Source organism: Bacillus sp. JJ1609 (genome assembly GCF_036967045.1).
Taxonomy (GTDB): Bacteria; Bacillota; Bacilli; order Bacillales; family Cytobacillaceae; genus Mesobacillus.
Genome location: NZ_JBALSS010000007.1, coordinates 175,049 through 195,128 on the forward strand (window position 1 = coordinate 175,049; position 20,080 = coordinate 195,128).

A 20,080-nucleotide genomic window follows, 5' to 3' on the forward strand; every position below is an offset into this window, starting at 1 on the left:
GTGCTCGCCACGTTTCTACAGATTAAACGGGTTCAGCGGGCGGCTGCCATAATAAGAAACAATACTCTTTGTTTCTGTATATAGATCAAGCGTTTCAATGCACAGCTCTCGGCCAAAACCAGATTGCTTATAGCCGCCGAAAGGTGTTCCAGGGAATGCGGAGAATGGGCAGTTAACCATAACAATACCAGCCTGGATTAGCTTAGACACTCTTGTCGCACGCCCATAATCCTTCGTCCAGATTGCTGACCCCAGTCCATACTCACTATCATTCGCAAGCTTAACAGCTTCTTTTTCATCCTTAAATTTCATGACCACTACTACTGGCCCAAAGATTTCTTCTTTTACTGCCTTCATGCTGTGGTTTGTTTCAGCGATGATTGTAGGCTCATACCAGTAGCCATTCTCATAGCCTTCAAGGGTAGCAGCCTTGCCGCCTGTTAAAATTTCTGCTCCGTCTGCCTGTGCAGATTTTACATAGCCATCGATTACATTCAGCTGATCCTCGCTGATAACAGCACCGACATGGGTTTCTTTATCAAACGGATTGCCAAGCTTCAACTGCTTTGTTTTAGCGACGAATTTTTCCATAAATTCCTCGTAAACATTCTCATGAACATACAGTCTGGAGCGCGCTTCGCACGACTGTCCAGTGTTATAGAAGATTCCGAACAAGGATCCATATACAGCCGCATCTATGTCTGCATCATCAAAAATGATGCTTGGAGATTTGCCGCCTAATTCCAGTGTTACGCGTTTAAGAGTTTGAGAGGCTCTTGCCATGATATCCTTGCCAATTGGCGTTGAACCTGTGAAAGCTACTTTATCTACCTTTTCATGTTCAACAAGATAGTTTCCGATTTCTGAACCTGATCCAGGAATGACGTTTACGACACCCTCAGGTACGCCAGCTTCAATGCAGATTTCACCAAGAACGATTGCTGTTAAAGGTGTCAGTGATGCAGGTTTTACAATAACCGAACATCCTACAGCAATTGCCGGAGCGATTTTCCAAGCAGCCATCATTAATGGATAATTCCAAGGAATGATTTGTGCACATACGCCAACAGGCTCTTTTTCGGTGATGTTCTGGAAAGCTCCTGGCATACTGTTGACTGAGCCGCGGTGGCTGACAATTGCACCAGCGTAAAACTCGAAATCTTCAATTGCCTGCATAACCTGTCCCTGAGCCGCAGCAAGAGATTTACCTGTATCAAGAATCTCCAATTCAACTAGTTCGTTGAAACGGGATCTCATAATTGAAGCGATTTTATTCAAAGTACGAGAGCGCTTGTTAACAGGAAAATGGCGCCACTTTCCGAAATCGAATGCATTTCTTGCAGCCTGTACTGCCAGTTCAGCATCTTCCTTGGATGCTTTCGCAACTGTAGCAACCTCTTCACCTGTTGCTGGATTAAAGACTTTATACGTTTGGCCGTTTGTGCTATCCTGACGGCCTCCGTTAATAATCAGCTGATATGTTTCGCGTTTTACTGACATTGATTCGAATTTTTGTTCTTTAACTGTAGTCACGCGTACCATCTCCTTTTGGTGGATTAACTGTTTCTATTACTCGCCTTTGAAAACTGGTTTTCTTTTTTCCAGAAATGATTGGACGCCTTCCTTGTGGTCAGCTGTTTGACCAGCAATCCTTTGGCTTTGTGCGTCCCTTTCTAAAAATTCTTCAAGATTGGAGTGCCAGCTTGCTTTCAGGCTTCTTTTTATCAAACCGATTGCCTTTGTTGGCATATTGGCAAGCCTTTCTGCAAAAGCAGCTACCTTTTCATCCCACTCTTCCATTGGAATGACCTCTGTTAAAAGGCCAAGCTCCTTCGCTTTTTCAGCCGGAACCTTTTCACCGAAAACGGCTAGTTCCATCGCTTTTGCGTGACCGATAAGCCGAGGCAGATAATATAAATTTCCGGCATCTGGAACGAGTCCGACATGGATGAAGGCTTCTACGAAACTAGCTTTTTCTGAGGCTATACGGAAATCACATGCAAGAGCAAGGCTCATTCCTGCACCTGCCGCAACTCCGTTAACAGCTGCGATTACCGGTTTTTCACAACGGTCTAGTTCAAGAAGCATTGGGTTATACCGCTTACGAAGTACTTCTCCATGGTCCATTTCTTCAGAGACACCAGAGAGGTCTTCCCCAGAGCAGAACGCTCTGCCGGCTCCAGTAATAACCAACGCTCTTACACTTTTATCGCGGGAAGCATTTTTGATGGCCATCTGGAGTTCCTTGTTTAATTGTTCAGTGAAGGCATTCAATTTATCAGGGCGGTTCAGGGTGATGTAGGCTACCTGATTCCGCACTTCATACAAAACGGTTTCAAACAATGCTATGTACCCCCTATTTCCCTTTAAACTCTGGCTTTCTTTTTTCCTTAAAAGCCCTCATGCCTTCCTTCTGATCCTGAGTGGCAAAAAGCATATAGAAATTTTTGCGCTCGTATTGCATGCCTTCATATAAAGGATAGTCAACTGCTTTTAAGATTGATTCTTTGATGAGTCTTACTGCAACAGGGGCCTGTTTCGCAATCGTATCTGCGAATTTCAGCGTTTCTTCCATCAAGACTTCTTCAGAAAAAGTCGAATTGATGATGCCGTATTGCAGTGCTTCTTTTGCAGAAATGCGCTTTCCGCTTAGAATCCATTCCATCGCCTTTGTTTTCCCGACAAGCTTTGTCAGCCTTTGAGTCCCACCGGCACCTGGCATAACGCCAAGGTTTACTTCCGGAAAGCCGAACTCCGCATTTTCTGCAGCAAATAGCATGTCACAGCAAAGTGCCAGTTCAAAAGCGCCACCGAGAGCAAAGCCATGTACCGCTCCGATCACAGGTTTCTTGGTCCATGCCAGACGATCCCAATCTGTGAACTGGTTCAGCGTTTCCATGCTGATTGCATCGGCATCCATCATTTCATCGATATCAGCACCCGCCGCAAACGCCCTGCCCTTGCCTGCTAAAAAAATGACTTTGATTGCAGGGTCATTGTCATAGTCCTCCATCGCTGAAAGGACCTCTGAAACCATTTGCCTGTTCAGCGCATTAAGAACCTTGGGGCGATTAAGCTCAATGAGTCCAATCTCCCCTTTGACAGAGGTTTCGATTAGTTCATAGTTTCTATTCATCTTGCTCTTCACCGATCATCAACGTGACCAGATCACCAGCAAAACTCATAACATCCTTTCCAGAAGCCTTACCTTCAGGTGATTTCATTCCAGCTTTTAATGCTTCATGGTCATCATAGTACATTTCGCACATTAGATAATATTTGCCTTCCCCGCCCATTGGGCTGCCGACAATACGAGTTACTTCCATTTTACGAAGCCCTGGAATTTTAGCTGTCAGTGGAGCATGTGTTTCAAAATAATGCTTATCAAAAGCCTCTTTGTCTTGTGGATGCTTGTAAAGTGCGATTAGTTTTACCATTAATAATCTCTCCCTTTGTTAAATTGATTTTTTTGTTGCAATTTGGTTCTTCAAGTGTTTTTTCACCAAAGTGAATATATGCTGTAATTCTTAAAGCTATTAATCATTTGATCTGACATCCCATGCACTTTTTGGCCAAGCATGTCACATCAAAGTGGATACTGGCTTCATTGCCTCGAATGGATTCTTGCAGGCTTTGCAGTATAAAATGCTTCGGCATGCTGTAGGACCAAAAAGGTTTTCCATCGTCGTGTATGTCGAGCCGCAATAAGGGCAATCCGCCTGCCACTCTCCTGTTTCGGTAATATGTCTGGGCGGAGGGGCGATTCCGAATTCCTTCAAACGCTGCCTGCCAATATTAGATACCCTGTCGGAAGTCCATGGCGGATGAAAAATGAACTGGACTTCGGCCTTTTTGATTTCATCAATCGCCTCGACCGCATTGACCACATTTTTCTTGATAATGTCCAAGGCCGGGCACCCCATGAAAGTCGGCAAAAGTTTAATCAAAACACCATCTGGCGTGAATTCCAATTCTTCAAGCATTCCAAGCTCGATGATCGATACACTGTCGATTTCAGGATCCTTGACAAATTGGAGTGCTGCCATGACCTTATCTTTTAGCATCATCCATCACCAGCTTGCTGCCGCATCAATTTTATACACTTCACCTAAAGTATCCAGTGCAGCCTGCAACTCCGAAGTATGATCACCATTTCGTCCATTGCCGCTCTTCATGCCGAATTTCTCTGGCAGCTTAAGGTCAAGTGATTCGAAAACAGGTAACATCATTTGCACCCATTTAGTTCTCAGGGCTTCCTCTGACTCTATTAAATTATGTTGTGTAAACTCATTGCCTTTGGCTCCCAAGGAGAACAGGCCTTCAAGTTCCTCAAAAACAGTCACCATTGCTGTTTCCATCCTCGTCTTTGCTTCTCCACCTGCGCGGACAAGTTGTGAGAACCAGGTTTTCCAGTGCAGCAGATGGTAGTAAAGCTCCATGTTCACCTTAACTGCTGCCTCTGCCAATGGCTGGTAAGATGAGTTCTTCAGCGACTCGATCTTAACCTTCTTCGCTTGAGCGAAGAAATAGTTCCTGACAACAGCAAATGCCCAGTCATAATGAGGTTCAGTCAAATAAGTTCCAGGGCCATTTACTTTTTCCAGCAAAATCGCATTCTTTCTGTCTGCGGCCGGTCTGGCATGAGCGAGTTCGTCTGGATCACCTGCTCCTAAATCGTGAAGAAGCTGATAAAACATTGCGGCATGGCCCATCGTATCCTGGCTGATCGATGAAAACGCGACATCTTCCTCTATGTGCGGAGCAAGGCCCAGCCACTCAGAACCGCGGTAAGCGAGGATGAAATCATCATCAGCAAGCTGGAAAAGGAGCTCTACCGCTGCCTGGCGGTAAGATTCATTTTTCATGGCATCTTCAAGTGTCAATCTCATTTTTCCTGCTTCCCTCCCCATGACATAATTTCTTTTTCATCAAGCATGCCCTGCTCATAATGGCGCCATTTCTTTTTCAGATAGCCATAACCCTTTGTATTCCGGTAGTCCTTATTGTCCAGCCTTTGCAAGGTCTGCCGTTCCTCAAGCGTCATTTTCCGGACATCATCCCGTTTGACAACCCATATATCCGCCACCGGCTCACGTCTCATAAAATTCTCCTGCGCCATCACAAGCGCAAGCTCATGGTTCGGTGCCAGCAGCGAAAACTGGTATTGCAAAGGCGAAGTATCCGTCCGCTTACTGAACACCTCAAACTCCTGGTAAAAACCCTTCCCAGACATCCAACTCTCCTCCTTTCCTGCGGAACTTTATCACTTCACCGCGCCGGGGGTCAGTCCCCCATCGCTTTAACGCTTCACCTTATCGGGGTCTGACCCCCACTGCTTTAAAGTGTTAATTGCTTAGTGCGTCGATGACCCATTTGTTGTTGCTGTATGAGATTTCTCTTAGTCTTAGTCGTTCTTTTGATTTTGGGCCGTTGTTTTTGATGATTTGCTTGAATTTGTTCCAATCTGGCTGCTTGTATTGCCACATGCCGCTTTCCTGGTCAAAATGCATCGTTTCATCTGGTAGTTTCAAGCCAAGGGATAGGACTCTTGGTATATACTTTGTGAAGAAATCCTGGCGGAGCTCTTCGTTTGTTTTTGTCCTGATTCCATATTTAATTGTTGTATCCTGTTTAGATGTCCCGGTTGTTGATGCGTCTCCTGGCCCGAAGAACATCAGCAATGCTTCCCACCAGCGATTGATGGAATCCTGGATCATTGCTCTTTGTTCATCCGTTCCCTCAGCTAGTGCCATAATGATTGCCTCTCCGTGCTGAGCATGAAAAACCTCTTCTGCGCAGATTCGCTTCAATGCTCTTGCATATGGTCCATATGAAGCATCCAGCATATTCGTCTGTGTAATGATCGCAGCACCATCGACCAGCCAGCCGATCAGCCCTGCGTCACCCCATGTTTTTGCTTCCATATGAAAGACGTTATGGAATTTCAAGTCGCCTGAAAGCAAGTCTTGAATGATATTCTCCCTCGACTTCCCTAGCGGCTTCATCAAATCCTCCGCGACGCGCAGAAGCAGTTGACCATGGCCCATTTCATCCTGCACTTTTGCCATGATTCCCAGCTTTCTCTTTAATGAAGGGGCTTTAGGAACCCACTCCTTTTCCGGTAGAGCACCCATTATTTCACTGATGCCATGCATCGAAATCAGCTTGATCAGCGTCATTCTGTAGTCATCCGGCATCCAGTCATCTGCTTCAATTTTCTCGCCTGCTTCAATCCTCGCCATGAACTGCTGATATTTCGCTTCTTCAGAAAGCTGATCATAAGAAATTGGATTTACCATGCTGCTGGCCTCCTTAAAAATTATGTTCCGATTGGTTCCTTAGTTTTATCGACAATCCGGACTGCCTTGCCTTCCGAACGCGGAATCGTTTTTGGGCGATGGACCCGAACTTCAATTGAGATCAGGCACTGACTTTTAAGTAATGCTTGAATTCTTTGTTCAAGGATATACACGTTGTCAGAAATAGGATCTTCGTCTATCGCTGTAAAAAATTCCTCATTCATCTCAACATGCAGCTCAAGCACTTTTAAGGTCCGCTTTTGTAAAATCTGTATCTGATAATGCGGGGCTAGTTCTGGAACTGTCAGCAGACAATGTTCAATTTGTGATGGGAAAACGTTGACACCATTGATAATCAGCATGTCATCGATTCGTCCCTTAACCCTCGACATTCTCACAGTTGTCCTGCCGCAGCTGCATTTCTCCCTGGTCAGAGAAGCAATATCTCCTGTCCGGTAGCGTATGATCGGGAAAGCTTCTTTAGTAAGACTCGTGAAAACGAGTTCTCCCTCCACACCATCAGGTACCCGCTTCATGGTTTCAGGATCGATGACCTCGACGTAAAAATGATCCTCTGCAACATGAAGTCCTGCCTGTGCTTCGTGACATTCATTTGCAACACCTGGTCCAACGACTTCACTCAAACCATAAATATCGCAAGCTTTGATATTCAATTTTTCTTCAAGAGTGTTTCTCATTTCTTCAGACCAAGGTTCAGCGCCAAAAATACCGTATTTTAATGATGTTTGTCGCGGATCCTTCCCCATCTCTTCCATTGTTTCAGCAATATTTAAAATGTAGGATGGCGTTCCGCAAATGACTTCAGGCTTAAAGTCTTCAATCAGCATGATTTGTCTTTGCGTATTCCCTCCAGAGACAGGAACAGTCACCATCCCAAGCTTTTCGCTTCCATAGTGAAGTCCAAGACCTCCGGTAAAAAGTCCGTATCCATATGCGTTATGAAGGAATTTGCCTGGCTCACCGCCAGCAAGAGCGATTGATCTAGCAACAATCTCACTCCACATTTCAATATCATTCTTGGTATAGCCAACGACTGTCGGCTTTCCACTTGTTCCAGATGAAGCATGAACCCTTACCATCTCACTTTGCGGCACTGCGAACAATCCAAATGGATAGTTATCTCGCAGGTCCTGCTTCTCGGTAAACGGAAGCGCTTCCAAATCTTCCAAACTATTAAGCATTTCTGGAGAGAAATTGGCTTTTTCAAACTTCTCACGGTAAAAAGGCACACGCTGGGCAACTTTTTCTAATGTAGCCCTAAGCCTCTGAAGTTGAATTTCTTCAATAAACTCACGGCTCTTTGTTTCGATTTCATGTAAAATCAAGATTTCGCCCCCTGCATTACATAAAATTTTATTTATATAACGTTATATTACCGTAACACAATAAATGTGTTATATATTTTAAAACAAAGATACCGTGTATACAGTAAAAAGTCAATTATTTTTCTGAAAATTTTAATATTTATTCATGACTTTTTACCAGCTAATGGGTAAATTAGTGATTCTCGTTAAAATCAGAGTGAATCCGTGATTTTTCGTGGCGATTATGTAGCAAAGCGTAGTGAAACCGAAGACTTTCGTAGTGGCGAAGCATAGGGAATCCATTGATTTTCGCATCGTTAATGTATCCCAGTGTAGTGACTGTAAGTTCAATCAATGTAAGTGTAAGGAATCCTTGATGATAACATGTATAAACGTATTGATAGACCTTCAATTTTAGTAAAAAAAAGCCATCCAGGGTTTGTGTCCAAATATAAAAACCCAAATTCAAATATTCCCACAGTAAACAAAAAATATTTTCTCCCTCACCAACCAATTGCATCATAAAAAAAGAACTCCTTGAAGTAAATTCAAGGAGTTCTTTCTATTTATTAATACATGCTCATATACTGTTCGCGTTCCCAAGGGTGAACTTGTGTGCGGAACATATCCCATTCGATTTCTTTTGCTTCGATGAAGTGTTCAAGAATATGCTCACCAAGAGCGGAGCAGATTACTTCGTTTTTCTTCAGCTGGTCAAGAGCTGCTGCTAATGTTGGTGGCAGATCGTCGATACCTTCTTCGACACGCTCTTCCTTGTTCATCACATAGATGTTACGGTCAACTGAAGCAGGAGGAGTCAATTTGTTCTTGATTCCGTCCAAGCCTGCTTTTAGCAATACTGCCATTGCTAGGTATGGGTTTGCTGCAGGGTCAACACTTCGAACCTCAACACGTGTGCTCATTCCGCGTGAAGCAGGGATACGGATTAACGGTGAACGGTTTTTTGCAGACCATGCTACGTAGCATGGCGCTTCATATCCTGGTACAAGACGCTTATAAGAGTTTACAGTTGGGTTTGTAACTGCTGTAAAGCCTGATGCATGCTTAAGTGTTCCAGCGATAAACTGGTAAGCTGTTTCGCTAAGTTCCAGCTTTTTATCTGATGGATCGTAGAAAGAATTTTCACCGTTGCGGAATAATGACATGTTGCAGTGCATTCCTGATCCGTTCACACCGAATAATGGCTTTGGCATGAATGTAGCATGCAGGCCATGTTTGCGTGCGATAGTCTTAACAACAAGCTTGAATGTTTGGATATAGTCACAAGCCGTTAAAGCATCCGCATATTTAAAGTCGATTTCGTGCTGTCCTGGAGCAACCTCGTGATGAGATGCTTCGATTTCAAAGCCCATTTCTTCTAGCTCAAGCACGATATCGCGGCGGCAGTTTTCACCAAGGTCCGTTGGAGCAAGGTCGAAGTAACCACCGTTGTCGTTTAGCTCAAGTGTTGGCTCGCCATTTGCATCAAGCTTGAAAAGGAAGAATTCTGGTTCTGGCCCAAGGTTGAAGTTTGTGAAGCCTAGCTCTTCCATTTCTTTTAGAATACGCTTTAGGTTTCCGCGTGGGTCTCCAGCAAAAGGTGTTCCATCTGAATTCATGATATCACAGATCAAACGTGCAACTTTACCCTTTTCAGCTGTCCAAGGGAATACTACCCAAGTATCTAGATCAGGGATCAGGTACATGTCAGACTCTTCGATTCGAACGAAGCCCTCGATTGAAGAACCGTCAAACATCATTTTATTATCAAGCGCTTTTTCAAGCTGGCTGATTGGAATTTCCACATTTTTGATTGTTCCTAGAATGTCAGTGAACTGCAAACGAATGAATTTTACGTTTTCTTCTTTTGATAATCGTACAATGTCTTCTCTTGTGAACTTAGCCATCCTAAATTTCCTCCTAGATTTTAAATGAATGCTCTTCGCAATACTTGTTGCCCTTTGCTATGAATTAATATCATGCTAAGCAGCAAACAATACGGATACACTTAGTGAAAAAATCTCGACATGTCTCCATTATTCGATGATCTGTTGAAACGTCCTGCCTGGAGCAGCTCCTTACGCAGTAATTTCCGCAAATCGGCATCCGAGAGTTCTCGCCTTGTTTTTTCTGCTTCTTTTTTTTCAGCAGTACTTATGGCTGTCTGTTGTTTTACATTGTAAATTTGCTTAATGCCTGCCATGTTTACTCCTTGGTCGATCAAATCCTTGATCTCAAGAAGCTTATCAATATCATTTAAGGAAAAGAGTCGTTTATTGCCTTCGGTTCTTGCCGGAGAAATCAATTCGTGCTCTTCATAATAACGGATTTGTCTTGCGGTTAAATCAGTAAGCTGCATAACAATTCCGATACTGAACAGCGGCATATTCCGGCGAATTTCACTTCCGCCCATTTGATTTCTCCTCCTTCCCTCTTAAGATAATCTTATTATATTCAATGTAAGATATGTTGTCAAACATATGTTAGATTTTCTGACATGAAAATTCATAAAAAAAGAACAGGACATTTTAGCAAGCTGTCCTGTTGTATATTTTCCTATTATAAAGAAATTAAACCTTTTTCTATTAATGAATCCACTGCCAGGCATACAGCCATTTTCACATGTGAATATGTCAGTCCCCCCTGGACATACGCGACATAAGGGGCTCTGGTAGGACCGTCTGCTGTCAGTTCAATGCTTGCTCCCTGGATGAATGTGCCAGCCGCCATAATTACATCATCTTCATATCCCGGCATATATGCGGGGTATGCGGTCACATGAGAATTAACAGGTGAGGCAAATTGTATCGCCTGGCAAAAAGCAACCATCTTATCCTTGTCATTAAACTGCACAGATTGAATCAGGTCAGTACGCCTGGCATCCCATTTTGGTGATGAGTTCATGCCAAGGCGCTCAAGCATCGCAGCTGTAAAAACTGCACCCTTTAACGCCTGCGCCACAATATGCGGGGCCATGAAAAATCCCTGATACATTTCCTGCAATGAATAAAGTGACGCGCCAGCCTCTGCCCCTATCCCTGGTGAGGTCATTCTGTATGAGCAAGACTCGACGTACTCTGCCTTCCCTACGATATAGCCGCCTGTTTTAGCAATGCCGCCTCCAGGATTCTTGATCAAAGATCCTGCCATTAAATCAGCTCCAACATGGCATGGTTCAATCTCCTCGACGAATTCGCCATAGCAGTTATCTACAAAAACAACGACATCATTTTTAATTTCTTTTACGAACTTAACCATTTCTCCAATTTCCGCTACTGTAAATGATGGCCTCGTCGCATATCCCTTTGAGCGCTGAATCCCGATCATTTTAGTTTCAGGCTTGATTGCTTTCTCTACAGCCTGCCAATCTATTTCCCCTTTTTCTGTCAGATTGACAGTATTGTAGGAAATGCCAAACTCCTTTAAAGAGCCATTCCCTGTACCACGGATGCCAACGATTTCTTCAAGCGTGTCATATGGCTTGCCTGTAATGTATAAAAGTTCGTCTCCTGGACGAAGGATCCCAAACAGCGCGATAGAAATCGCATGTGTTCCGGAAATGATTTGCGGGCGGACCAGCCCCGCTTCACCGCCAAAGACTTCGGCATAAATTTTCTCAAGCGTCTCCCTGCCGGCGTCGTCATAGCCATAGCCTGTCGTCGGGATAAAATGCGAATCGCTTACTCGGTTACTTTGAAAGCTTTGCAGTACTCTAAATTGATTAGTATCGATTTGCTCATCTATTTTATTATGCACTCCGGCAATCTGCTGCTCGATCTCGCTAACGAGCGGCTGCAGCTTTTGCCCATTTTTCAGCTGTGTAAACATGTTGTTCTCCTATCTATTGTAAATAACTAAAATGAATTTCAATTTTTAAAAAGAATACCTTTTCAACTGCCCGGTAATCTGATGGTCAGCCAATGAGAATCCTTTGCACACATACCCCTGCTTATCTTCATCAAAAGAAAGCTCGCGCAGGATCGTTTCATTTTTCAGCTGCGCCAGCAGTTTGCCTTCGTCTGATGGAACAATGACATGGAATGGTTCCATCATGCCTATGATGGTTTGCTCAATTTTTAATAGCAGATTTTTCCTGTCTTCTTCACTGAATGCACTGATAAAGGCTGTTTCGTTTTTTGCATTCGGGACGAAATCCTGATGAACGATATCCCGTTTATTATATACGGTGATCTGCGGAATTTGATGAACTTCGAGATCCTCAAGCAATTTATTTACCGTCTGTTCGTGTGAAAAATAATCCTGATTTGACATATCGACTACATGCAGCAGCAGGTCAGCCTCCCTAACCTCTTCAAGCGTCGAACGGAAAGCTGCGATCAAAGTAGTCGGCAGGTCCTGGATGAAACCAACCGTATCCGTCAGCAAAGCCGTGAAACCACTTGGTAAAATTGCTTTTCGCGTCATCGGATCTAGAGTCGCAAACAATTGGTTCTCTTCATAAGAATCTGCTTCTGTCAGCCGGTTAAACAGCGTCGACTTACCGGCATTTGTATAGCCGACAAGCGCAATCTGGAACGTTTTGTTTTTCTTGCGCCGTTCGCGGTAACGATCACGATGCTGAACAATGACAGCAAGCTGCGATTTGATATCATCAATCCGTCTGCGGATATGGCGGCGATCGGATTCCAGCTTCGTCTCCCCTGGTCCTCTTGTTCCAATACCAGCACCAAGACGTGACATCTCAATTCCTTTCCCTGCAAGACGAGGCAACAGGTATTGAAGCTGCGCAAGCTCAACCTGGAGCTTCCCTTCCTTTGAACGAGCACGTTGGGCAAATATATCAAGAATCAGCTGCGTCCGGTCAATTACCCTTGCTTTTAACCCGGCGGAAAGATTGCGGTTTTGGCTTGGAGATAATTCATCATTGAAAATAATTAAGTCTGGCTCAAGCTCCTCTTCAAGCGCCTGAAGCTCTTCTACCTTTCCTTTGCCTATGTATGTAGCAGGATGGACCTTAACCCGTTTCTGGGCAACTTGCACCATTACAGTCCCCTGCGCCGTTTCTGTCAGAGATTCAAGTTCTTCCATTGAATATTGAAAGCGGAGATCGTCTTCATCGGCAGTTTGGCAGCCTACAAGGATTACTTTTTCAAGTACGTTTTCTCGTTCCAAATAACACCCTTCTTTCATTATATATAGCTAAAAACATCATACCAAATATTATAGGTAAACAAAAATTTTGCAATATTGGGCTAAAGTGGTTGTAAATCAGGAAGAAAGTGATAAAATCAATATGTTTGCATTTTCCTATTTTAGTATTCAAAGATCATTTTCACAAGAGGAGCAAAAGCATAAAATGACATGGGAAGTACTCAGCATGATTGGAACAGTGGCATTCGCGATCAGCGGTGCGATTATTGCAATGGAAGAAGAATATGATATCTTCGGAGTTTATATTTTGGGGATTGTGACTGCGTTTGGCGGCGGGGCCATCAGAAACCTGCTGATTGGCGTACCTGTATCATCCTTATGGGATCAGGGCCTGTTTTTCAACCTAGCCTTACTATCCATTACGATTGTTTTTATCTTTCCAAGTAACCTGTTAAAACACTGGCAGCGATGGGGCAATTTCTTTGATGCAATCGGGTTGGCTGCCTTCGCAATACAAGGTGCCATCTATGCTTCTAACATGGGCCACCCTTTAAGTGCAGTCATCGTCGCAGCAGTGCTCACCGGGAGCGGCGGCGGGATTATCCGTGACTTGCTCGCAGGTCGTAAACCACTTGTATTGAAGGCCGAAACATATGCTGTTTGGGCTGTACTTGCAGGCCTCGTCATCGGCCTGGGAATGGCTGATCAAGCGGTGGAGTTGTACGGATTATTTGCAGTCATCACCGCACTCCGTGTCTTGTCATACACATTTAAATGGCACCTGCCAGTCAGGAAACTAGGCCTGGATTGAAGCAGTTTTTTTAGACAGAACCCAAAAGGCTTCCGCACTCATTGCGGAAGCCCTTTTTTTATTATATTATTTTCCGCCCCATCTGGCCAATCGCATAATGAATACCATGCTGCAAGGTTTGAAAGCAATCAAACTTTGACAGGTTGATACTTGATTGCGTAATGGCAATTCCAAGTGCGGATGAAATGCCTACAAGTATCGTTTTTGTTCCTATTAGTTTCGCAGCTGAACCGATTTTCTCGATCAGGCTTACTGTATGCTGGCCGATTTCTTGATCCAGGCCGGTCAGATCAAGGACCAGATAACCTGCTTTATAAGACGGAAGTTTATTTAATGTATTTATGATAAGCTGTTCAGCGCGATCCTCCTCGTACTTTCCGATCAATGGAACAACTACTACTCCGTCGAGGACAGGGATGATTGGAGAAGAAAGCCTGTTAACCAATTCCTTTAATTCAGCTGTCTTTTCCTCTACAACGCTTTCAAGCTGCCTGATTTGGTCTGATTCTTTTTTGCGTGCCAGCTGGTGAATATTGTCTGATATTTTAATGTCTGAAGGGAAATATTCAATAATGCTGTATTCGTGTCCTTCAAGCTGATGCTGCTTGATTTTGTACCAAATTGTAGTGCCAAAAAGACCGGAAAATACACCGGCATAGTGGGCAGGAAGAAAACTCCCCCCTTTAGTTTTCCCCTGAGCAACATTCACCTTATGCTCCCAGCTATCCTTCATGATTGCTGTAAATGTTTTTGATTCAAAATTCAAATCTTCTATCCGTGTAAGACCCCAGCCCGCCGAAGCATAAGTAGAGGTGATCATGTCTGCTGCTTCTGAGACACTGATTTCCTTTATTTTTTCAAAGTATTGACCAACAACAAGTCCCTGCCGGAATCCAGTGGATTCAAAAACAAGATTTGAAGCCTCTTCTCCCGAAATTTCTTCAATTGTATCAAAGAAAGTTTTCATCGCAGAAGAAATCCAAAAAAGGACTGCATCCTCGCCTTCAAATATGAATCTTCCATTATCTAAATCCCAGCCAAAATCAATACCACCGATTTTATAATTTATTTCTGACCCCATAACGAACTCCTTTATCTATCTATATATTTGTATGTAATACACGAAGTAATAATATGCTTCGTTTATTTTCTCCCTAATAACAAGATTTAAGTAGTGAAACCCCATTCTTTTTACCCGAAATAAACAAATTCAAAACCTAAAAGCAATAAAAACTTTCATTGTTATTTTATAGGTCGAGAAATATTGCATACTACACTGCTGTCCCTTTCCATCTTAACTCGGATAATCACTTTAAGGAAATGAAAACCATTCAAGTATGGACATACCCTTTAAATATTGGTGTAACAAAAAAGGTTTCTACTATGGGTATTCCCAAGCCTACCAAACGAAAGGATAAAATTATCCTCACGAGAAATACTACAAACAAACCAATCGATAGGGAGGACCAGCTTTTGTTTAATAAAGTACTTTTATGGGGCTTGCTCATACTTCCCTGGTTCACTTTGTTTTTCTTAAAAAAAGATGGAATAAAACGATACATGCCGGTTGCAATCTTCGCCTCCCTTTTGATGACGATTTATAATGTGGTTGCTTATAATCAAAAACATTGGGAGATTAAAGTTACAATCATCCCCTGGCTTAAGCCATTATTCGTACCAGGTTTGTTTGGCGGTTTTATAATCGTCACGATTTGGATCTTTTATTATACATATGGACGATTCTGGAAATATTTAATTACAAACATGGTAGCTGACTTTATGTTTGCGATCTTTCCTATTCATTATTTGTTTCAGGAGAAGCTGGGAATTTACCAGCTTATTAACATTAGTCCATTAGGCCGTTTCACAATTTTTATTATCTTTGCTTTAGTGATCTATCTATACCAGATGTGGCAGGAAGAGGTATTTATTGCAAAATAAAAAAAGGATTCCAATCTTGCTGGAATCCTTTTTCTTATTTTACTACTTCAAGTGATACATAATAGAGTTTGGGTCGAAACCTAAAACCCAGTGGCCATTTACATTTGATTGTGGTACACCCATTTGGCCAGTTGCATCAACAAGCTTTTGAGCTTCAATTGGATCTCGCTGTACATTAACTTCCTTGTAGGCAATACCCTTGTCATCTAAAAAATTCTTCAACATTGTACAATAAGGACAAGTATTCGTTGTGTAAACTGTGATATCGTTCATTTAAAATCCCTCCGATAATAAGTTTTTATATACCCTTTAGGGTATATTATCAAATACAAAAAAAATGTCAACAATAGCTGCTGACATTATTTTCTTCTCCTAGTTTGTTTGCCACTCTTCTGAGATGGCTGTTATCGTATTCTTTATTGCTTTTAATAAGGTGATTTCAAACAATCAATTTAAAACAACAATCTTTTTGAATTTTAGATTAACAAATCCCTGACTCTTTTAATCATTTGAAAAAACAAGGTCATTGCTGCGGATTGTCATCAATTCATGCCTGTCATATTGGTTTTGCATCAGCAGCCTCATAGCCTGTGCCCGGATTGACTTTTCAATCACATTGCGTACATATCGTCCATTCGAAAAAGCTGCTGGACCAAGAGTTGATTTTATTGCAACCAGATGCTCACGAATTTTTCGCTCTGCCTCATGGCTTAGACTGTATTCCCTTTCCTTTAGCATCCGCTGGCTTATTTCCATTAGCTGGTCAATCGAATAGTCTGGAAAATCGATGACAAGCGGAAACCTGGAATGCAATCCTGGATTCAAAGTCAAAAAATACTCCATCTCCCGAGAATACCCGGCTAGGATTAAAATGAAATCGTGCTGTCTATCCTCCATATGCTTCACCAGGGTATCGATTGCTTCCTTGCCAAAGTCCTTTTCTCCACCGCGCCCAAGTGAATAGGCTTCATCGATAAATAATATGCCACCCATTGCTTTTTTAATTAAATCCCTTGTTTTTTGTGCTGTATGCCCAATATACTCGCCAACAAGGTCAGCCCTTTCAGCCTCAATCAGATGCCCCTTTGACAGGACGTTCATCTTCAGGAACAGCTTCCCAATTATTCTCGCTACTGTAGTCTTGCCAGTTCCCGGGTTCCCCTTGAACATCATGTGCAGAGCCTGCTTGCCTGCTTTAAGTCCCATTTCTTCTCGTTTTTTATTCACATATATCCAGGCATATATTTCTTTAATCATTCGTTTCATTTCTTCCATGCCAACAAGCGTCCCGAGCTCTTCCTCAATATCCTTCAAGGCAGCATGCTCTTGCGGGATCGACTTTGGAACCAGCTGCGAATCAGGCAATTCCTTCGTTAACGTTTTCCTTTTCTGTGCGTTCAAAACGATACTGATTTGACCGTTGTTTTTCTTTCGAAGCGGTTGGTCCAAAGATTTCACCTCTCATTCTCGAAACAGTATACGTGCCTAAGCAGTAGTTGTGACACATGCTTATCAATAGGCATATGCCCTAATAAAGCAAGATTCATCTAGTTTATGATGGATTCCAAAACACCGTTTTCCTAATGATTAAATTCCTGGATATGGCCATTTCCGCTAAACTTCCACAGCAATTTCACCATTTGTCAGAATCTGCGGTTTCCCAAGAAATAACTCATATATTTATATGTATTCCAGTAAGCATGAATTCATTTTTAAAAATAATTCATATGCACTAAAAGTTTTTTGTATGTTCCTACGATAGAAAAATAAGAGCTGTTCCCAGCCCTTCTTTATACTTTAATTTTAACAAACTGTCTTACCAATCTCCTGAATTTCATTTGTTCCTTCCGCTCAGCTTAATATCTGTTCTAGCTTCACTTGAATTTTCAGCCTTTTGAGCTTTAACACACCTTTCCCAAAAGAAAAACCCGCCATTGACGGGTTTCCTGAACGTTCTATTCTTAAGCTTGGCCTTCATAATCGATTTGGACGTTCTTTTGTGGCGCAAAGGTTGAAATAGCATGTTTATATACAAGTTGCTGCTTTCCATCAGATTCAAAAAGAACAGTAAAATTATCGAAACCTTTAATTTGGCCTCTCAATTGAAATCCGTTCAATAGGAAAACGGTAATGTTAATGTTGTCTTTACGACACTGGTTTAAATATTGGTCCTGAATGTTCACTTGTTTCATGGGCGGATCCTCCTCTTTTATCTCTATTATTATGTATTCGCTTTTATCTCAAGCTTTCCTTCAATGAACTTAGAAATTTCAGCGAATTTTTTTTCAGCATCATTTGACACTGACATATCAAACCATTCCACATTCATCTTGTTTCGAAACCATGTTAGCTGTCTTTTTGCGTAGCGGCGTGAATTTTGTTTTAAAACTTCAACCGCTGCTTCAAGATTGATTTTACCTGCAAAATAATCATAAAGCTCTTTATAGCCAATTGCCTGGATAGACTGGCATTCTTTCAGCCCTTGATCATAAAAATATTTAACTTCCTCCAGGAGACCTTGTTCAAGCATTAGGTCGACGCGTAAATTGATGCGTTTATAAAGTAATTCCCTATCCATCGTCAAACCAATAATCGCAGTATCATACAATAGCTCAGGCGATTGGTTCTCCTGAAGCTCTGCTGCTGTTTTTCCTGTACAATGAATGATTTCTAATGCCCTGATCACTCGCCGGACATTATTCCGATGAATTCGCGAAGCACTTTCCGGGTCCTCAGCCTTCAATCTTTCATGCAAAAAATCCGGGCCATGTTCCTCGGCTTCTTTTTCCAGCTTACTGCGGAAGCTCGGGTCTGATGGTGCATCTGTAAAATGATAGTCATAAATGACGGACTGAATATATAGCCCAGTGCCGCCGACAATCATTGGAATTCTTCCTCTCAAGCTGATTTCATCAATTTTCGTGCGGACTAGTTCCTGGAATTCCGCAGTTGAAAAACTTTCATCTGGCTCTTTAATATCAATTAAATGATGAGGAATTCCTTCCATTTCTTCTTTGGTGACTTTGGCGGTTCCTATATCCATGCTCTTATAAATTTGCATAGAATCTCCGCTGATGATTTCACCATTAAAATGCTTTGCTAGTTCAATGCTCAGCTTTGTTTTACCGACACCAGTCGGCCCAATTAACACAATCAATTTCTGTTTTTGTCCCAAAAAACTTCACACTGCCTTTTCTTTGAAGCTGTTGGTATTCTTGCCAACATGTAATTTTATCTTACCATTAAATAGAAAGCAGTTGAACATCTATGCATTATACCCCTATCTCATCTTCTATATTCTTAAATCTACAATATTTGAATAAATTTTCCTCTAGTTTTACATTTAGATAACGATTGCGTAACAAAAGCCCTTTCACCCCCAAATTCATGGTAGTTTAGTAGAAGTCTATGATGGATTTACTAATTTATAGAGAACTGGGTGAAAACGAATGTTATCTACGACAGAAATTGGAATTGATTTAGGAACAGCCAACACACTTGTATATAGTAAAAATAAAGGAATCGCTCTAAATGAGCCTTCTGTTGTGGCGATTGATACTGAAACAAAAAACGTTCTTGCTGTCGGCAAGGAAGCGAAAGAAATGATCGGGAAAACTCCCGGAAAGATTGTCGCAATCCGACCTTTGAAGGATGGAGTGATTGCGGACTTTGACGTGACGACTGAAATGCTTAAGCATATCATGAAGAAGGCCGCCAAAACAGGCGGGTTTGGTCTTCGCAAACCAGATGTAGTTGTTTGTACACCTTCTGGTTCAACTAGTGTTGAACGTCGTGCGATTCAGGATGCAGTCAGAAATGCAGGCGCAAAAAAGGTTCATCTAATCGAAGAACCTGTTGCGGCAGCAATTGGAGCAGGCCTTCCTGTTGATGAGCCTGTAGCAAACGTTGTCGTAGATATCGGCGGCGGTACAACCGAGGTTGCAATTATTTCCTATGGCGGTGTTGTAGCTTGTCATTCGATTCGTATTGCTGGCGACAGATTGGATGAAGACATCATTCAATATGTGCGTAAAGAGTACAATGTTTTAATCGGTGAAAGAACAGCCGAAAAAATCAAGATGGAAATCGGCTATGCGCTCGTTGACCATGAAATGATGGAAATGGATATTCGCGGCCGTGACCTTGTAACGGGTCTTCCTAAAACTGTTACACTTAATTCATATGAAATTAGAGATGCCATCAAGGAATCCCTTCTTCATATTATGGAAGCTATTCGCGCAACTCTTGAAGATTGCCCGGCTGAACTAAGTGGTGATATCGTTGACCGCGGTGTCATTCTTTCTGGAGGGGGAGCATTGCTGAATGGTATTCAGGACTGGCTAGGCGGAGAGATGGTCGTACCTGTCCATATCGCTCCAAATCCATTGGAATCTGTTGCAATCGGTACTGGAAAAGCTCTTCAGTATATTCATAAACTTCAGCCGGCAGTAAGATAAATACTACGCAAAAAAACTCGTCTTTTTTGGACGAGTTTTTTTGCTTTTTAAACATACATAATTACATGCCAATCAGATAAGATTCAGCTTCTAATTTTTTGGCTCTGTTAACGTTAACTGTTGATTTCCGTTCCA

At 42.3% G+C, this 20,080-nt stretch carries 22 protein-coding genes; 3 read left to right on the forward strand and 19 right to left on the reverse strand.

What is annotated here, in order from left to right; genetic code table 11:
• Positions 1–15: 15 nt before the first annotated feature.
• The 14 genes from V7654_RS08695 to hflX form a co-directional block, all read right to left on the reverse strand.
• Entirely contained in the window at positions 16–1,533 is a 1,518-nt protein-coding gene (locus V7654_RS08695) for an aldehyde dehydrogenase family protein (RefSeq protein ID WP_335429948.1), read from the reverse strand.
• A 36-nt stretch (positions 1,534–1,569) separates the two neighbouring features.
• Positions 1,570–2,343: an enoyl-CoA hydratase-related protein gene (locus V7654_RS08700; protein WP_335429949.1), complete on the reverse strand. Its 774-nt coding sequence runs from the start codon at positions 2,341–2,343 to the stop codon at positions 1,570–1,572.
• 13 nt (positions 2,344–2,356) lie between these two features.
• A complete protein-coding gene (locus V7654_RS08705) occupies positions 2,357–3,136 on the reverse strand; it encodes an enoyl-CoA hydratase-related protein (protein WP_335429950.1) in 780 nt (259 codons plus the stop codon).
• Positions 3,129–3,437 (reverse strand): EthD family reductase, encoded by a 309-nt coding sequence (locus tag V7654_RS08710; protein ID WP_335377477.1) that lies wholly within the window; start codon positions 3,435–3,437, stop codon positions 3,129–3,131. The genes V7654_RS08705 and V7654_RS08710 overlap by 8 nt, the downstream gene beginning before the upstream one ends.
• Positions 3,438–3,581: 144 nt before the next feature.
• Positions 3,582–4,064 carry a 1,2-phenylacetyl-CoA epoxidase subunit PaaD gene (gene paaD, locus V7654_RS08715; protein ID WP_335429951.1) on the reverse strand — a complete coding sequence of 161 codons (483 nt, stop codon included), beginning with the start codon at positions 4,062–4,064 and terminating at the stop codon, positions 3,582–3,584.
• Between the two features lie 6 nt (positions 4,065–4,070).
• The gene (gene paaC, locus V7654_RS08720; RefSeq protein ID WP_335429952.1) at positions 4,071–4,889 is read right to left on the reverse strand and encodes a 1,2-phenylacetyl-CoA epoxidase subunit PaaC; all 819 of its coding nucleotides are present in this window, start codon (positions 4,887–4,889) and stop codon (positions 4,071–4,073) included.
• Complete coding sequence (gene paaB / locus V7654_RS08725; RefSeq protein ID WP_335429953.1) at positions 4,886–5,233, reverse strand: 1,2-phenylacetyl-CoA epoxidase subunit PaaB; 348 nt, start codon at positions 5,231–5,233, stop codon at positions 4,886–4,888. Before paaB ends, paaC begins: the two co-directional genes overlap by 4 nt.
• 112 nt (positions 5,234–5,345) lie before the next feature.
• Positions 5,346–6,299: a 1,2-phenylacetyl-CoA epoxidase subunit PaaA gene (paaA, locus tag V7654_RS08730; RefSeq protein ID WP_335429954.1), complete on the reverse strand. Its 954-nt coding sequence runs from the start codon at positions 6,297–6,299 to the stop codon at positions 5,346–5,348.
• 20 nt (positions 6,300–6,319) lie between these two features.
• Positions 6,320–7,645: a phenylacetate--CoA ligase family protein gene (locus tag V7654_RS08735; protein ID WP_335429955.1), complete on the reverse strand. Its 1,326-nt coding sequence runs from the start codon at positions 7,643–7,645 to the stop codon at positions 6,320–6,322.
• Positions 7,646–7,817: 172 nt separating this feature from the next.
• Positions 7,818–8,093 carry a hypothetical protein gene (locus tag V7654_RS08740; RefSeq protein ID WP_335429956.1) on the reverse strand — a complete coding sequence of 92 codons (276 nt, stop codon included), beginning with the start codon at positions 8,091–8,093 and terminating at the stop codon, positions 7,818–7,820.
• 100 nt (positions 8,094–8,193) lie between these two features.
• The gene (gene glnA, locus V7654_RS08745; protein ID WP_335429957.1) at positions 8,194–9,531 is read right to left on the reverse strand and encodes a type I glutamate--ammonia ligase; all 1,338 of its coding nucleotides are present in this window, start codon (positions 9,529–9,531) and stop codon (positions 8,194–8,196) included.
• Between the two features lie 101 nt (positions 9,532–9,632).
• Positions 9,633–10,037 carry a MerR family transcriptional regulator gene (locus V7654_RS08750; RefSeq protein ID WP_335429958.1) on the reverse strand — a complete coding sequence of 135 codons (405 nt, stop codon included), beginning with the start codon at positions 10,035–10,037 and terminating at the stop codon, positions 9,633–9,635.
• Between the two features lie 146 nt (positions 10,038–10,183).
• On the reverse strand, positions 10,184–11,452 hold the full coding sequence (locus V7654_RS08755; RefSeq protein ID WP_335429959.1) for an aminotransferase class I/II-fold pyridoxal phosphate-dependent enzyme: 1,269 nt from the start codon (positions 11,450–11,452) through the stop codon (positions 10,184–10,186).
• A gap of 45 nt (positions 11,453–11,497) precedes the next feature.
• Entirely contained in the window at positions 11,498–12,757 is a 1,260-nt protein-coding gene (gene hflX / locus V7654_RS08760; RefSeq protein WP_335429960.1) for a GTPase HflX, read from the reverse strand.
• A gap of 184 nt (positions 12,758–12,941) precedes the next feature.
• Between hflX and V7654_RS08765 the strand changes: the two genes are divergently transcribed.
• Entirely contained in the window at positions 12,942–13,547 is a 606-nt protein-coding gene (locus tag V7654_RS08765) for a trimeric intracellular cation channel family protein (protein ID WP_335429961.1), read from the forward strand.
• 61 nt (positions 13,548–13,608) lie between these two features.
• Here the strand turns inward: V7654_RS08765 and V7654_RS08770 are convergent, their stop codons facing one another.
• On the reverse strand, positions 13,609–14,628 hold the full coding sequence (locus tag V7654_RS08770; RefSeq protein ID WP_335429962.1) for an STAS domain-containing protein: 1,020 nt from the start codon (positions 14,626–14,628) through the stop codon (positions 13,609–13,611).
• A gap of 392 nt (positions 14,629–15,020) precedes the next feature.
• Here V7654_RS08770 and V7654_RS08775 point away from each other — a divergent pair, with 392 nt between their 5' ends.
• Positions 15,021–15,488, forward strand: a complete 468-nt coding sequence (locus tag V7654_RS08775) for a hypothetical protein (RefSeq protein ID WP_335429963.1) — start codon at positions 15,021–15,023, stop codon at positions 15,486–15,488.
• Between the two features lie 42 nt (positions 15,489–15,530).
• Here the strand turns inward: V7654_RS08775 and V7654_RS08780 are convergent, their stop codons facing one another.
• The 4 genes from V7654_RS08780 to miaA all read right to left on the reverse strand — a co-directional run bounded on the left by V7654_RS08780 (position 15,531) and on the right by miaA (position 18,663).
• Complete coding sequence (locus tag V7654_RS08780; RefSeq protein WP_335429964.1) at positions 15,531–15,761, reverse strand: glutaredoxin family protein; 231 nt, start codon at positions 15,759–15,761, stop codon at positions 15,531–15,533.
• Positions 15,762–15,989: 228 nt separating this feature from the next.
• The gene (spoVK, locus tag V7654_RS08785) at positions 15,990–16,937 is read right to left on the reverse strand and encodes a stage V sporulation protein K (RefSeq protein ID WP_335429965.1); all 948 of its coding nucleotides are present in this window, start codon (positions 16,935–16,937) and stop codon (positions 15,990–15,992) included.
• A gap of 512 nt (positions 16,938–17,449) precedes the next feature.
• Positions 17,450–17,680, reverse strand: coding sequence for an RNA chaperone Hfq (gene hfq, locus V7654_RS08790; protein WP_335429966.1), 231 nt, complete (start codon positions 17,678–17,680; stop codon positions 17,450–17,452).
• Positions 17,681–17,709: 29 nt separating this feature from the next.
• A complete protein-coding gene (gene miaA / locus V7654_RS08795; RefSeq protein WP_335429967.1) occupies positions 17,710–18,663 on the reverse strand; it encodes a tRNA (adenosine(37)-N6)-dimethylallyltransferase MiaA in 954 nt (317 codons plus the stop codon).
• Between the two features lie 274 nt (positions 18,664–18,937).
• Between miaA and mreBH the strand changes: the two genes are divergently transcribed.
• Positions 18,938–19,945, forward strand: a complete 1,008-nt coding sequence (gene mreBH / locus V7654_RS08800) for a rod-share determining protein MreBH (protein WP_335429968.1) — start codon at positions 18,938–18,940, stop codon at positions 19,943–19,945.
• The last annotated feature ends 135 nt before the right edge of the window (positions 19,946–20,080 follow it).

Bases quoted from the DNA above. Each gene is read 5' to 3' on its own strand.
- V7654_RS08755 (WP_335429959.1), bottom strand. From the start codon at position 11,452: ATGTTTACACAGCTGAAAAATGGGCAAAAGCTGCAGCCGCTCGTTAGC.
- hfq (WP_335429966.1), bottom strand. From the start codon at position 17,680: ATGAAACAAGTGAACATTCAGGACCAATATTTAAACCAGTGTCGTAAA.
- paaA (WP_335429954.1), bottom strand. From the start codon at position 6,299: ATGGTAAATCCAATTTCTTATGATCAGCTTTCTGAAGAAGCGAAATAT.
- V7654_RS08705 (WP_335429950.1), bottom strand. From the start codon at position 3,136: ATGAATAGAAACTATGAACTAATCGAAACCTCTGTCAAAGGGGAGATT.
- paaD (WP_335429951.1), bottom strand. From the start codon at position 4,064: ATGCTAAAAGATAAGGTCATGGCAGCACTCCAATTTGTCAAGGATCCT.
- V7654_RS08750 (WP_335429958.1), bottom strand. From the start codon at position 10,037: ATGGGCGGAAGTGAAATTCGCCGGAATATGCCGCTGTTCAGTATCGGA.
- paaC (WP_335429952.1), bottom strand. From the start codon at position 4,889: ATGAGATTGACACTTGAAGATGCCATGAAAAATGAATCTTACCGCCAG.
- V7654_RS08770 (WP_335429962.1), bottom strand. From the start codon at position 14,628: ATGGGGTCAGAAATAAATTATAAAATCGGTGGTATTGATTTTGGCTGG.
- V7654_RS08780 (WP_335429964.1), bottom strand. From the start codon at position 15,761: ATGAACGATATCACAGTTTACACAACGAATACTTGTCCTTATTGTACA.
- glnA (WP_335429957.1), bottom strand. From the start codon at position 9,531: ATGGCTAAGTTCACAAGAGAAGACATTGTACGATTATCAAAAGAAGAA.
- mreBH (WP_335429968.1), top strand. From the start codon at position 18,938: ATGTTATCTACGACAGAAATTGGAATTGATTTAGGAACAGCCAACACA.
- V7654_RS08765 (WP_335429961.1), top strand. From the start codon at position 12,942: ATGACATGGGAAGTACTCAGCATGATTGGAACAGTGGCATTCGCGATC.
- V7654_RS08710 (WP_335377477.1), bottom strand. From the start codon at position 3,437: ATGGTAAAACTAATCGCACTTTACAAGCATCCACAAGACAAAGAGGCT.
- paaB (WP_335429953.1), bottom strand. From the start codon at position 5,233: ATGTCTGGGAAGGGTTTTTACCAGGAGTTTGAGGTGTTCAGTAAGCGG.